This window comes from Actinoplanes lutulentus (assembly GCF_003259845.1).
Lineage (GTDB): Bacteria > Actinomycetota > Actinomycetes > Mycobacteriales > Micromonosporaceae > Actinoplanes > Actinoplanes lutulentus.
In genome coordinates this window covers 291,737-304,269 of the sequence record NZ_QLMJ01000006.1, presented here as the reverse complement: position 1 = coordinate 304,269, position 12,533 = coordinate 291,737, and the positions used below count along the sequence as shown (strand labels likewise).

Sequence of the window (12,533 nt, the reverse complement as noted above, 5' to 3'; positions counted from 1 at the left end):
ATGAGCCTAGATTGGCTCGTTTACCAGGAGCCGAAGACCCGCTCCCCGGTGGCGGAGATCGTCGCGCAGAGCTCGTCAACCTCCACACCACGGGCCGCCGCGAGGGCCCGGACCGTGATCGGGATCAGGTACGACGCGTTCGGCCGGCCCCGGTACGGAACCGGGGTGAGGTACGGCGCATCGGTCTCCACCATCATCTGCTCCGGCGGGGTGAGCGCGGCCGCCTCGCGCAGGTTGGCCGCGTTCGCGAAGGTGACCGTCCCGGCGAAGCTCAGGTAGAAACCACGGCGTACGCACTCGGCGGCGAACACCGCGTCGCCGGAGAAGCAGTGCAGCACCACGGTGTCCGGCGCGCCCTCGGAGTCGAGAATCCGCAGCACGTCGTCGTGGGCCTCCCGGTCGTGGATGATCAGCGCCTTGCCGTGCCGCTTCGCGATCGCGATGTGCGCCCGGAAGCTCTCCTCCTGCGCGACCCGGCCCTCGTCGCCGGTACGGAAGGTGTCCATCCCGGTCTCGCCGATGCCACGCACCCGGGGCCGGGCGGCCAGCGCCTCGATCTCCCGCAGCGCCTCGTCCAGATCGGACAGCCGGGGCGCCTCGTTCGGGTGCAGCGCGACCGCGGCGAGCACCGAGCCGTACTTCTCGGCGGCGTCGGCGCCCCAGCGCGACGAGTCGACGTCCACTCCCACCTGCACGAGACGGTCCACACCGGCCTTCGCGGCGGCGTCGATCAAGGCCTGGACCGGGTCGCCTGCCTCCGGAGCGAACGAGGTGAAGGAGCCGCCCTCCTGCACGGTCAGGTCCAGGTGGGTGTGACTGTCGAAGACCGGGATCGCGAGCGGTTCAGGTGCCGGCGGGAACTCGCCCGCCCGCCGTGCGGCTTTCGCCTTGCGGGATTCGGAAGGCGAAGAGGGATTAGACATGTGAGACATTGTGCACGTCACTATTTCCGGTAACCGGGTGTTCATCCGATATCCACCGGGGTCACTTAGGTTGCGCCCCGTGACCGTGACCGGTGAGGACAGTGAGCTGGGCTATGACCCGCTCGACCCACCCCTGATGGCACCGCTGCGCCGTGACCTGAGCTGGCAGCAGGTTCAGCTCATGAGCCAGTCGGTGTCGTACCGGGAAGATCCCGGTCTGCGCCGGATCCGGGCCACGGCAGCGATCCGGCGCGGCACCCGGATGACCAAGATTCTCTCGGCGACCCAGGTCGCCGGCCACCTCGGCGGCTGGCTTCCGTACGGGTTCTGTTACCGCGCCTGCGACATCGAACATCTGCGTGAGCCGGACCAGTTCGGGCTGCTGCGCACCGACGGCACGGCCGACTCGGACGTCACGTTCGCGCTGCGCTGGCGTGCCACCGACCCGATCGATTACGAGGTGCCGGCGAGCCCGGCCCAGCCCGGCCTGACGGCGCTGCCGGCGCACTCCCGGATCGGCGCGATGGTCCTCGGCACCGGGTTCGGCCCGAGCACCGACGAGCTGATCCCGGAATTCATCACCACCGGGTTCGCGGACCTTCCGATCCCGGCGAACGCGCAGCTCCTGGCGCACGTCCCGGGTGGCGAAGAGGTGATCCTCTACACGTACCAGCCGGAGCAGAACGGCTGGCTGCGGCTGGCCGGACCGCGCTGGCGGGGCCTGCTCGGCGAGATCCCCGGCGCCAGCCCGGACCGGGAGTACGTGCCGTGCACCGGCGCGGCCTCGGCACGGCTGGTCGGCCGGATCGACGACAAGGAGTACGAGGCGGTCGCCGACCCGCCCGGCGAGTTCCGGGTGCGGGCGCTGACCCGCGCGGCCCGTTATCCGGTGCAGACCCTGAGCCGCCGGGCCGAGCAGGCGCTCTGGCGCGGCACACCGGTCTGGGTGCTGCAGCGGGACGAGACCTGGGCCCGGCTGCGCCTGATCAAGCCCGAGGCGGACGTGATCAACGCGACCGGGGCCCGCTGTTACGAACGTGGCGTGTACGAGGCCTGGGCGCCGGTCGACGAGCTGGCCGATCACCACATCGCCGATATCGCGTACCAACTCTGATCGTGAAAGCGGGAGGGACCGGCCTGGGCCGGCCCCTTCCGGGTCTTACTTCTTGGTGAGCGTCGCCTCGCGGTTCTTGCCGGCGTAGTTGTGCGCCCGGTCGTACGTCCAGGCCAGGACCACGATCTGGCCCTTGGTGACACCGGACGGAACCTTCATCGACCAGTTGCCCTTCTTGGACGGCTTGATCTCGACACCGTTGTTGCCGCAGTGCTTCATGAACTGCGCCTCGGTGGTGTACCGCTTCCACTTCTTCTTCTGGGTCAGGCAGTAGAGCTTGCCCGAGGTGGTCACCCGGATGATGGTGACCCGCGCGACCGTGACGCCGGATCCCTTGTCGGTGAGGGTGCCCTTGATGGTCTTCCAAGAACTGATCTTGTTGGGCTTCTTCGGCTTGGTGACCGTCAGCTTCGGCTTCCAGTTGTCCTTGAGGACGTTGACCGTGGCGAGCGGGAGCCAGCCGGTCCAGCCGTTCTTGTTGGTGAAGGCGATCCGCATCTTCACCTTGCCGCTGATCTTGGTGTCGGTGTTCTTGCGGTACAGGATCGTGCCGCCGAACTTCTGGTCGCGGCCGCCGAGGGTGTCGATCCAGCCGTCACCCCAGTCGACGTGGATCTTGTCGGTCCCGGCGGGGACCTTGGAGATCGACACCTCGAACCGAGCACCCTGGTAGATCGTGTACCGGCTCAGCGCCCACTTGGCCGGGACCGTCACGGAGACGACCTTGGCCGCCGTGGTGGCCCGGTTGCCGCTGCGGTCGGTCAGCGTCTCGGTGACGTTGAACCGGCCGGCCCGGGTGTACTGCTTCGCGTATGACGTGGCGTTCGCGGCCAGCGTGGTGCTGGTTCCGTCACCCCAGCTGATCTTCCGGGTGATGGCGGAGTCCGCGTCGCGGTCGTCCTGGTACTCGGCCGCGGACTGGCTGAAGGTGACCTTCTGGCCGGTCCAGATCGAGGTGGCGCTCAGCCGGAAGGACCCGGTCGGCGCCTTGGTGTCCTTGGGAGCCGGCGTGGTCGTCTTGACCGGTGCCGGCGAGGTGGTCGTCTTGGTCGGCGTCGGCGATGCGGAGGTGGTGGTCTCCACCGGTGCCGCCGAAGTGGTCGTCTCCACCGGCGCCGCGGAGGTGGTGGTCTCCACCGGCGCGGCTGAAGTGGTGGTCTCGACCGGCGCGGCCGAGGTGGTGGTCTCGGTGGCCGTCGGGGAACCCGACGTCTCGGTCGGCTCGGGTGTGTCAGTGGCGTCGATGGCCGCGGCCGGGGACGCGACCGGGCCGGCTGCCAGAACCGGTGCCGTGTAGACGACTCCACCCGCAACGATCGCACCGCTCACGAACGCCGCCAGAAGCGGGCGCGACAAGCGTGGTTTCACAGAAGCTCCTTCATAGATCTCGTCCACGAAGGAGCGCACACGTCATCGAGGTTCACGTCGCGCCCCGACCGAACCTATGAATCACTCACGTCCCCCGTGGTGGCGAGACGCTACCGGATCGACGTAGGACTGATCAATATGATTTTCACTTCTTGGTGATGGTCGCCTGGCGGGTCGCTTCGCCGTAGTTCTCGGCCCAGTCCCAGGTCCACGCCCAGGCGAGCAGGTAACCGTTGCCGGCACCGGCGGGCACCTTCAGCGACCACTTGCCCTTGCTCACCGCGAGCTTCACGCCCTTGTCGGCGCAGTAACTCATCAGCTGCTTGTCGGTGGCGTACCGCTTCCACTTCCGGTCCGGGGTGAGGCAGTACGTCGTACCCGCCGAGTTGGCCCACAGGACGGTCGCGTAGACGTTCTGCACACCGGACTGGGTCTCGGCGACCGTGCCGGTGATCGTGCGCCAGGAGCTCGCCCGGCTCGGCTTGGCCGGCTTGTTGACCTTCACGACCGGCTTGGTCGTGTCGGACAGCACCTTCATCGTGCCGACCAGCTGATAGGAGCTGGACCCGTACGTGTTCTGGAAAGCGATCTTGATCGGGAGGTTCCCGCTGACCCGCTTGCCGGTCTTCGGGTTCTTCAGGAAGTAGTAGCCGATCGCGCCGTTCTTGCCGGCGTGCCCGGTCACCGTGCCGTCGCCCCAGTTGACGACGATGTTCTTGGTGCCGACCGGGACGTTCGACACGTTCACGCTGAACTGCACGCCCTGATAGACAGTGGTCCGGCTGAGCTTGTAGGTGCCCGGAACGGTGACCGTGACCGCCTTGGCGATCGTGAAGACGTTCTTGGCCTCGTCGGTCAGCGTCTCGGTGATCGTGAACCGGCCGGCCCGGGTGTACTGCTTCGTCTGTGCCTCGGCGGTCGCGCCGAGCGTGACCGCGGTGCCGTCACCCCAGTTCACCCGCCGGGTGATCTTCGAGTCCGCCGAGACCGCGTCGCCGAAGTCGGTCGCGCGCTGGCTCAGGGTGATCCACTGACCGGTCCAGAGTGCTGTGGTGTTCAGCTTGAAGGTTCCGGAGGGCGCGATCCGGTCCACCGGCTTGGCCGGCGAAGGACTGGCGGGACGCGACGCCGGCGCCGACGAAGAAGCCGACGCGGAAGGAACCGAAGACGACGGAGCCAAAGACGTCGAAACATCCAGGCTCGGCGACGAGGAACTGGGCTCGGCCGAACTCGGCTCAGCTGCCTGCGACGACGATTCCGCACTGAGCTCGGGCTCAGGACTCACCGATTCCGATGTGGGCACATCCGAAGCGCTCTCCGTGGACGAAGGCGAGGCAGACGCCTCGTCGTCCACCACCTGCGCGGAGACGGCCAGGACCGGCGACGCGGCGACCGCCCCACCCGCGACGACGACACCACTGATGATCGACACGAGCAGACGGCGCGACAATCCTGACTTCACGGGCCGGAACGGTACCGGATCATCGCGACTGCGATCAACATGACGAAAACCCGCCGGCGTCACCAGGACACCGGCGGGCTGACGAACGAATCAACTGGTCAGGAGCCCTCGCCCAGGCGAGCCAGCTCCTCCTCGACCACTGTCGGCTCCAGCTTGCGGAACACCGGTTTGGGCGCCGCGAGAGGCGTACCCGCGACCAGCGGGACCGACTCCCAGCGAGTGCCCACCGTGTAGTCACCCATCAGAACCGGGTACCCGGGGCCGCCGTCCAGGTCCTCGACCTCGACGATCTCCGGCATCGGCGCGTGCACCCCGGTGTTGCCGAGCAGCTCGAACACCTTCTGCGCGGAGTGCGGCAGGAACGGCGTGAGCAGCGTGTTCGCGTCGCTCACCACCTGGAGGGCGACGTTCAGGATGGTGCCCTGCCGCTCCTTCTCCTCGTCCGACTTCAGTTTCCACGGTGCCTGCTCGGACAGGTACTTGTTGGCCTCGGCCACCACCCGCATGGCCTCGCCGATCGCGGCTTTCTGCCGGTGCTTGCCGATCAGCTCGCCGACCGTGGTGAAGCCCTCACGAGCGACAGCCAGCAGCGCCTGGTCCTCGGCGGTGAGATCAACGGCCGGGGGGATCACCCCGAAGTTCTTCGCGGCCATCGAGACGCACCGGTTCACCAGGTTGCCCCAGCCGGCCACCAGCTCGTCGTTGTTGCGCCGGACGAACTCGGCCCAGGTGAAGTCGGTGTCGTTCGACTCCGGACCGGCCGCCGCGATGAAGTACCGCAGGGCGTCGGCGTCGTAACGCTCCAGGAAGTCGCGCACGTAGATGACCACGCGGCGCGACGAGGAGAACTTCTTGCCCTCCATCGTCAGGTACTCACTGGAGACCACCTCGGTCGGCAGGTTCAGCTTGCCGAGGTCGCCGGGCTGGCCGCCCTTGTCGCCCTCACCGGAGTAACCGAGCAGCAGCGCCGGCCAGATCACCGAGTGGAAGACGATGTTGTCCTTGCCCATGAAGTAATAGGCCGACGCGTCCTTGCCCTCGGCGTCCGCCGACCACCACTTGCGCCAGGCCTCCGGCTCGCCGGTGCGCCGGGCCCACTCGATGGACGCCGACAGGTAACCGATAACGGCGTCGAACCAGACGTAGATGCGCTTGTCGTTGCGGTCCCGCCAGCCGTCGAGCGGGATCGGTACGCCCCACTCCAGGTCACGGGTGATCGCCCGGGGCTGAAGGTCGTCCAGCAGGTTGCGGGAGAACTTCAGGACGTTGGGCCGCCAGTTCTCCCGCTGGTCCAGCCAGTGCCCGATCGCCTCGGCGAAGGCCGGCAGGTCCAGGAAGAAGTGCTCGGTCTCGACGAATTTCGGGGTCTCCCCGTTGATCCGCGAGCGCGGGTTGATCAGCTGCTCCGGGTCGAGCTGGTTGCCGCAGTTGTCGCACTGGTCGCCGCGAGCGCCCTCGTAACCGCAGATCGGGCAGGTGCCCTCGATGTAGCGGTCGGGCAGCGTGCGGCCGGTGGACGGCGAGATCGCGCCCAGCGTCGTACGCGCGACGATGTACCCATTCGAGTGAAGACCCTCGAACAGGTCCTGCACCACGGCGTAGTGATTACGCGTCGTGGTGCGGGTGAAGAGGTCGTAGGAGAGGCCCAGTCCGTGCAGGTCCTCGACGATCACCCGGTTGTACCGATCGGCGAGCTCACGCGGGGTGACACCGTCCGCGTCGGCCTGCACCTGGATCGGCGTGCCGTGCTCGTCGGTCCCGGAGACCATGAGCACGTCGTGTCCGGCCATCCGCATGTACCGGCTGAAGACGTCGGACGGCACCCCGAAGCCGGAAACATGACCGATGTGGCGCGGGCCGTTGGCGTAAGGCCAGGCAACCGCGGCGAGAACGTGACTCATGAAGTACAAGGGTAGTGACCGCCTCCGCTGCGCCGCCAACGGATAAGCCCTTGACGCGCCGCGCGCCCGATTTGTCACGACACGCCCGATCGGTGACGTGATCCGAACCCGACTCAGGCGTTCAATGATCTAGTGACCGGAGACGCGCCGCAGCCCGGAGAAACACCCCGCGACCAGGCCAATCCCTGGACCCTCGCCGAGCCCGAACCCGGATGGCGGCGGGGCGAGCACGATCGGGAGCCACAGGACCTCGCCGAGGGATCACGGTTCGCCACCGCCGGCGAGCTGATGATCATCGAGCCGGACGGACGTGAGCCTGCTCCCGGCGTACCCAAAGATGTTGACCTTGATCTGGAAGAGGCCGACCGCAACCGGCCGACCGTGGTGATCAACCCGCAGCGGCCGCTGCCCGACGTCCCGGTGTCGCCCGAGGTCGAGGCGCGTCTGGAGCGGCTGGAGAATTCACCGTTCTGGATGAACGAGGCGGAACGCGCGGCGATCGACGCATCCCGTCCCGCACACGTGCGTCCGCCCGCTCCCCGCAGGACCGCCGCGCACAATCCGGTCGGCCCGCTGGTCGCGCTGGTCATGCTGAGCCTGCTGGCGGCGTTCTTCGGCTGGGTCAGCGCCGAGCCGTTCTGGCTGGCCACCGGCCATGGCGACGACGGCTGGGCGACCACTTCACAATGCAGCGGCGACGGACTCACCCAGCGCTGCTCCGGACAATTCACCACCGAGGACGGCGCCTTCACCGCCTCCCGGGTCACCCTTCTCGGCATCTCCGGCGAAAGCCGCACAACCGGCGCGATCACCCCGGCCCGGATGGTCAGCCCCGGCAGCGACCAGGCCTACGCCGGTCCCGCCGGAACCCTCATGCACCTGCGCTGGGCACTCGGCTTCATCCTGGTCCTGATCTGCGGTTACGGCATCGCCCAGACCACCGGCGCCAACCGCCTCGAATCCGGCATGAAACGCCGCCGAGCCGTCCTCCTCAGCGTTATGGCGCCCGTCCTACTCCAGCTCGGCTTCCTGGTCGCCGCTTTCTAAGACCCTTTTGATACGCGTAACCGCAAGGAACCGTCAGCCCGAGGCGACTGACGACCCTCCCGCCGGCGCGACCCGCCGCCGGCTCCTGAGATCCCGTCAGCTGTGCACGATGTTGTAGACGTCGCGCTTCTTCATGCCGAACTCGTTCGCAACGGCCTGAATCGCGTCGCGGCGGGTCTCGCCGCCGGCCTCGCGCTCGGCGACGGCAGCCCGCAGCTCGTCGTCCTCCGGCACGACCACCGCCACCACCGGCGCACCGCCGACCACCACGGTGATCTCACCGCGCGGCTCGTTCGCGGCGGCCCACGCGGCCAGTTCGGCGAGCGTGCCCCGCCGCACCTCTTCGTACGTCTTGGTCAGCTCGCGGCAGACCGCGGCCGGCCGATCCGCGCCGAGAACCGCCGCCAGGTCCTCCAGCGAGCTCTTGATCCGGTGCGGCGCCTCGAAGAGGACGAGCGTGCGCGGTTCCGCCGCCAGCTCCCGCAGCCGGGACCGCCGCCCCGAACCGGTACGCGGCAGGAACCCCTCGAAGCAGAACCGGTCACTCGGCAGCCCGGAGAGCGCCAGTGCGGTGGTCACCGCGCTCGGGCCGGGCGCGGCGGTCACCGGGTACCCGGCGTCGAGCGCGGCCCGCACCAACCGGTACCCCGGATCGGAGACGCTCGGCATGCCACCGTCGGTCACCACCGCGACGACCGAGCCGGCCGCGAGCGCCTCGACGAGTTCCGGGGTACGACGCTCGTCGTTGCCCTCGAAGTACGACACGATGCGACCGGTGACCGTGATGCCGAGGTCGCGGACGAGCCGGTTCAGCCGCCGGGTGTCCTCGGCGGCGATCACATCAGCCGAGGTCAGGACCTCGCGAAGCCGGGCCGAGGCGTCGCCGATGTTACCAAGTGGGGCGCCCGCCAGCACGACCCGTCCGCCGCCGTTCTCTTCTCCAGCCATCGGAAAAGTCCACCACACGACAGGACGCGGCGACGGCGGGCATCACTTCTCAGTCGCGGGGCCTACGATCGCGGGGTGACGACGGCGGCCACCGCAGAGAATGACCTCACCACCCCGGACTCCCCCACCGGGGCGGAGCAGCCCACGGGAGTGCGTGCTGTCCCAGAGATCGTCCGGCGTCGGTTGTCGACGCTGGACCAGCGCTTCAACCCGTACTCATGGATCGTCACCGCGATCATCGTGGTGATCGCCGCAATCCTGCGGTTCTCCGGGTTGAGCAGGCCCAAGGGCTACATCTTCGACGAGGTGTACTACCCGACGGACGCCTGGGACATGCTCCAGCACGGCGTGGAGTGGGACGAGAAGACCAACGGCCCGGCGTACGTGGTGCACCCACCGCTGGGCAAGTGGCTGATCGCGTTCGGCGAGCACTTCTTCGGCAACACCGAGCTGGGCTGGCGGTTCTCCACAGCGGTCGCCGGCACGCTGATGATCCTGGTCCTGATCCGGGTGGCGTACCGGCTGTTCCACTCCATCGTGCTGGCCGGCACGGCCGGTCTGCTGATGACGCTGGACGGGTTCCAGCTGGTGCTGTCGCGGACCTCGCTGCTCGACATCTTCCTCGGCCTGTTCATCCTGCTGACCTTCGCGGCCATGGTGCTGGACCGCGATCACTACCGGCGCAGCTGGCAACGGCATCTCGACTCCGGTTACGACCCGGCCACGACGGCACGCCTGCCCCTGATCGTGCCGTGGTGGCTGCTGGTCGCCGGCATCACCTTCGGGATGGCCTGCGGGGTCAAGTGGAGCGCGCTGTTCTTCGCGCCGTTCTTCGCCGCCCTGGTGATCGTCTGGCGCGTCCAGGCACGTCGCTCGGCCGGCATCCGCGGCCCGATCATCGCCGGCATCCTCGGTGACCTCGGCTGGCTGGTGCTCGCCTTCGTCCTGACGTTCCTGGTCTACCTCGCTAGCTGGACCGGCTGGTTCGTCACCGACACCGGCTACTTCCGGCATTACCGCGAGGCGAACGGGATGAGCGAGCCGCCGATCATCGGCGCGCTGCTCAACCTCGCGCACTACCACTCCGAGGCGTACAACTTCCACAGCGGACTGACCGAGAAGCACACGTACCAGTCCTGGCCGTGGCAGTGGCTGCTGCTCGGCCGCCCGGTGGCGTTCTACTGGAACGGCAACGGCGACTGCGGCGCCTCCAACTGCGCGGCCGAGATCCTGCTGCTCGGCACCCCGATCCTGTGGTGGTCGTTCCTGCCGGCACTGGGCGCCCTGGTCTGGTTCGGCATCGCCCGGCGCGACTGGCGGGCCTACGCGATCTTCACGGGCGCCGTGGCCGGTCTGCTGCCCTGGTTCTACTTCGCGGTCGCCGACGGCCGGACGATGTTCTCGTTCTACGTCCTACCGGCACTGCCGTTCCTGATCCTGGCCGTGGTCTACGTCCTGGGCGCGATCATGACGCCACCGACCGGCCTGGTGGCCGGACCATCCCGCTCCGACCGCCAACTCGTCGGCACGGTCGTGCTGACGACGTTCGTGGTCCTGGTGGCGCTCTGCTTCGCGTACTTCTACCCGGTCTTCGTGGGCACCCTCATGCCGTACGACGACTGGTCGGTACGCATGTGGCTCGGCAGCCGCTGGATCTGAGCCGCCGACGCCACCGGCCCCGGCCGCAGCCGGGGCTGGGGCCGGAGCCGGAGCCGGAGCCAGGGCCGCGGCCGGGGCCGGAGCCGGGGCCGGAGCCGGGGCCAGGGCCGGGGCCGCGGCCACAGCCCTGACCGCGAGGCGCCGTCACAGATCTTGTGAGTTTCAGCCCGCTACGCAACCAAAACCTCACAAGATCCCGGCCGCCAAGCAGTTGCGGGCAGTCGGCTGGCGCGTTCCATGCCTGTGCGACGGCTCGCACGCCTCTGAGCTCAAGGTTTGTTCACGGCTCCCACCAGGACCCGCGCCCGGCGGGGGTGATGGGCCATGCAGTAGCGCGAGAGGCACCAGGTCTCTCCACAAGCCGTCACTGCCGACCCGAGTTCGACACGCACGCCTGGGGACGCCCGCCGTGTCGACTTCGGGTCCGGATCGAACCGGAAATCGACACACTCGCCCTGCCTGCCGTGCCGCGCCGTGCCTGCCGTGCCGTGCCTGCCGTGCCGGCCCGGCGGGCGCGGCCGCTCACGGATCTTGGGCGGTTCAGCCGTTCGATCGACCGCAAACTCACAAGTTCCGGGAGTTTTGACGACGCCCACGACCAGCCGGGGTCCGTGAGCCGGCGCTCAGCGTCGCTTCGCGGGTGCTGGGACAGCTCTGAGAACACCGGCTGGGCCGGGTCTCGCCTGCTTCAGGCCGCGGCGGCTTCCCGGAAACTCGCGATTTGTGGTCGGCGCCGCACCGGGCCCGCTGGCTTCAAGGCAGGGCGGATGCGGGCTCCAAATAGGGCGCGCCCCGATCGTCTGCCACGGGGGAAGCGGACGATAGGGGCGCGCAAGATGGAGCTTAACGAGGTCGGTTGACCTGCACAACGGGTGGCCACACAAGATTGCTCTGGCGCAAACACCTTGGAGCAATTCGGACAATATGCTCTAATAGCTCTTAACGGTTTTATCGATTCGTGAATAATGCTCGATAATGCGGTCGGGAATGCGACAGCAAATTGAACACCGAATCGGCGTAACGTCCTTTCGTCATGGGCCTCACTGCTGCTCAGTGGAGCGTGATCCGGAGGCATTCACACCGGCCACCACCGGTCAATTCTCCAGCCTCATCATTTCGTCCCATTTCAGGGGATCAGTCGACCGTCCCCCTTATGAGTGATGTGTGCCAAGATCGCGATAAATGTTCTTAAGCTCGCCGCGTGACTTCGCAGGAACCGCACAGGCAATCCGACCAAGACGCGCCCGACACGCAGATCATCGCCGTGTCGGAGCCCGCGCCGGTTTTCGTCGACTCCACGGGTCGACGCAGCCGGCTGCTACGGCGCATCGCGTTGGGCTTCGGTGTCCTCGTCGTCGCCTACGGGGGGCTGCTCAGCGTCAGTCTGGCCGGTGGACCGGTCAGCTCCAGCGCGGTACTACCGCTGCCCGGTCTGGACGACGAACGGGACGAGAAGGACGACGCGACGCCGCAGCCGCGCCCCAGCCCCACGCCGCAGCCGAGTACCACGGCCCGGCCGAGGTACATCGTGGAGTCGCTCCAGCGCCGCACCGATTATCCGCCGCGCCGTAGCGTCACGCCGTCCTCCACCAAGCCGTCGGTGAAGCCGTCCAAGGCTCCGAGCGCCAAGCCGGTCACCAAGTCCCCGACGCCGACCCCGACGAAGAAGACGGAGTCGACCACCAAGCCGGTGCCGAGCAAGTCGACCAGCCCGAGCCCGGCCACCTCGACCAGCAGCCCCGCGGTGGAGCCCGGCCCGGTCGCTCCGGCGCCGCCGGCCGCCGAGGGTGGTCAGGCCGGCGGCGAGGGTGGTCAGGCCGGCGGTGAGGGCGGCAGCCCGGTCACGTCCGAGCCTCAGCCGGCAACCACGCCCGCCGCGCCGAAGCCACCCACCGCCGCGCCGGCCGCTCCGAAGCCAGCCGCCGAGCCGGCGGCCACCAGCACGAGCAAGCCGACGGTCGCCGCGCCGCCGCCCGCCGTTCCGTCGTTCGAACCTGATCCGGCGGACACCCCTGCCCCCGAGACCGGGACCACGCCGTGACAACTACCCCCTCGTCCACCCCCACCCCCACCCGGCGCTCCCGTGCCCGCGGCCGGAGCCGCCGCCGGAT

10 protein-coding genes are annotated in these 12,533 nt (G+C 68.4%); 5 read left to right on the top strand and 5 right to left on the bottom strand.

The genetic code is table 11. The features are described from left to right. Positions 1 to 20: 20 nt before the first annotated feature. A complete protein-coding gene (locus B0I29_RS16750) occupies positions 21 to 932 on the bottom strand; it encodes a TatD family hydrolase (RefSeq protein ID WP_181557836.1) in 912 nt (303 codons plus the stop codon). A 70-nt stretch (positions 933 to 1,002) separates the two neighbouring features. On the opposite strand from B0I29_RS16750, the gene B0I29_RS16745 reads away from it, so the two are divergent. Continuing rightward, a complete protein-coding gene (locus B0I29_RS16745) occupies positions 1,003 to 2,037 on the top strand; it encodes a hypothetical protein (protein ID WP_111649907.1) in 1,035 nt (344 codons plus the stop codon). 45 nt (positions 2,038 to 2,082) lie between these two features. Here B0I29_RS16745 and B0I29_RS16740 read toward each other — a convergent pair whose 3' ends face one another. After that, the gene (locus tag B0I29_RS16740; protein ID WP_146616803.1) at positions 2,083 to 3,405 is read right to left on the bottom strand and encodes a hypothetical protein; all 1,323 of its coding nucleotides are present in this window, start codon (positions 3,403 to 3,405) and stop codon (positions 2,083 to 2,085) included. A 145-nt stretch (positions 3,406 to 3,550) separates the two neighbouring features. Then, entirely contained in the window at positions 3,551 to 4,498 is a 948-nt protein-coding gene (locus B0I29_RS16735) for a hypothetical protein (protein WP_111649905.1), read from the bottom strand. Here B0I29_RS16735 and B0I29_RS16730 point away from each other — a divergent pair. Beyond that, positions 4,467 to 4,910, top strand: coding sequence for a hypothetical protein (locus B0I29_RS16730; RefSeq protein WP_146616802.1), 444 nt, complete (start codon positions 4,467 to 4,469; stop codon positions 4,908 to 4,910). The two genes, B0I29_RS16735 and B0I29_RS16730, sit on opposite strands and share 32 nt — an antisense overlap. Before the next feature lie 55 nt (positions 4,911 to 4,965). On the opposite strand, the gene metG is transcribed toward B0I29_RS16730, so the two are convergent. Then, positions 4,966 to 6,768, bottom strand: coding sequence for a methionine--tRNA ligase (metG, locus tag B0I29_RS16725; RefSeq protein WP_111649965.1), 1,803 nt, complete (start codon positions 6,766 to 6,768; stop codon positions 4,966 to 4,968). A 132-nt stretch (positions 6,769 to 6,900) separates the two neighbouring features. Between metG and B0I29_RS16720 the strand changes: the two genes are divergently transcribed. After that, positions 6,901 to 7,815, top strand: coding sequence for a hypothetical protein (locus B0I29_RS16720; RefSeq protein WP_181557835.1), 915 nt, complete (start codon positions 6,901 to 6,903; stop codon positions 7,813 to 7,815). Positions 7,816 to 7,911: 96 nt separating this feature from the next. On the opposite strand, the gene rsmI is transcribed toward B0I29_RS16720, so the two are convergent. Continuing rightward, entirely contained in the window at positions 7,912 to 8,763 is an 852-nt protein-coding gene (rsmI, locus tag B0I29_RS16715) for a 16S rRNA (cytidine(1402)-2'-O)-methyltransferase (protein ID WP_111649903.1), read from the bottom strand. A gap of 75 nt (positions 8,764 to 8,838) precedes the next feature. Here rsmI and B0I29_RS16710 point away from each other — a divergent pair, with 75 nt between their 5' ends. Together B0I29_RS16710 and B0I29_RS16700 are read left to right on the top strand one after the other, a co-directional pair. After that, positions 8,839 to 10,422 (top strand): dolichyl-phosphate-mannose--protein mannosyltransferase, encoded by a 1,584-nt coding sequence (locus B0I29_RS16710; protein WP_111649902.1) that lies wholly within the window; start codon positions 8,839 to 8,841, stop codon positions 10,420 to 10,422. 1,201 nt (positions 10,423 to 11,623) lie between these two features. Beyond that, positions 11,624 to 12,463, top strand: a complete 840-nt coding sequence (locus tag B0I29_RS16700; RefSeq protein WP_111649901.1) for a hypothetical protein — start codon at positions 11,624 to 11,626, stop codon at positions 12,461 to 12,463. Positions 12,464 to 12,533 lie beyond the last annotated feature (70 nt).

What these genes read in the sequence shown, in the direction of transcription:
- metG (WP_111649965.1), bottom strand. Translation starts at nt 6,768, where the DNA reads ATGAGTCACGTTCTCGCCGCGGTTGCCTGGCCTTACGCCAACGGCCCG.
- rsmI (WP_111649903.1), bottom strand. Translation starts at nt 8,763, where the DNA reads ATGGCTGGAGAAGAGAACGGCGGCGGACGGGTCGTGCTGGCGGGCGCC.
- B0I29_RS16750 (WP_181557836.1), bottom strand. Translation starts at nt 932, where the DNA reads ATGTCTCACATGTCTAATCCCTCTTCGCCTTCCGAATCCCGCAAGGCG.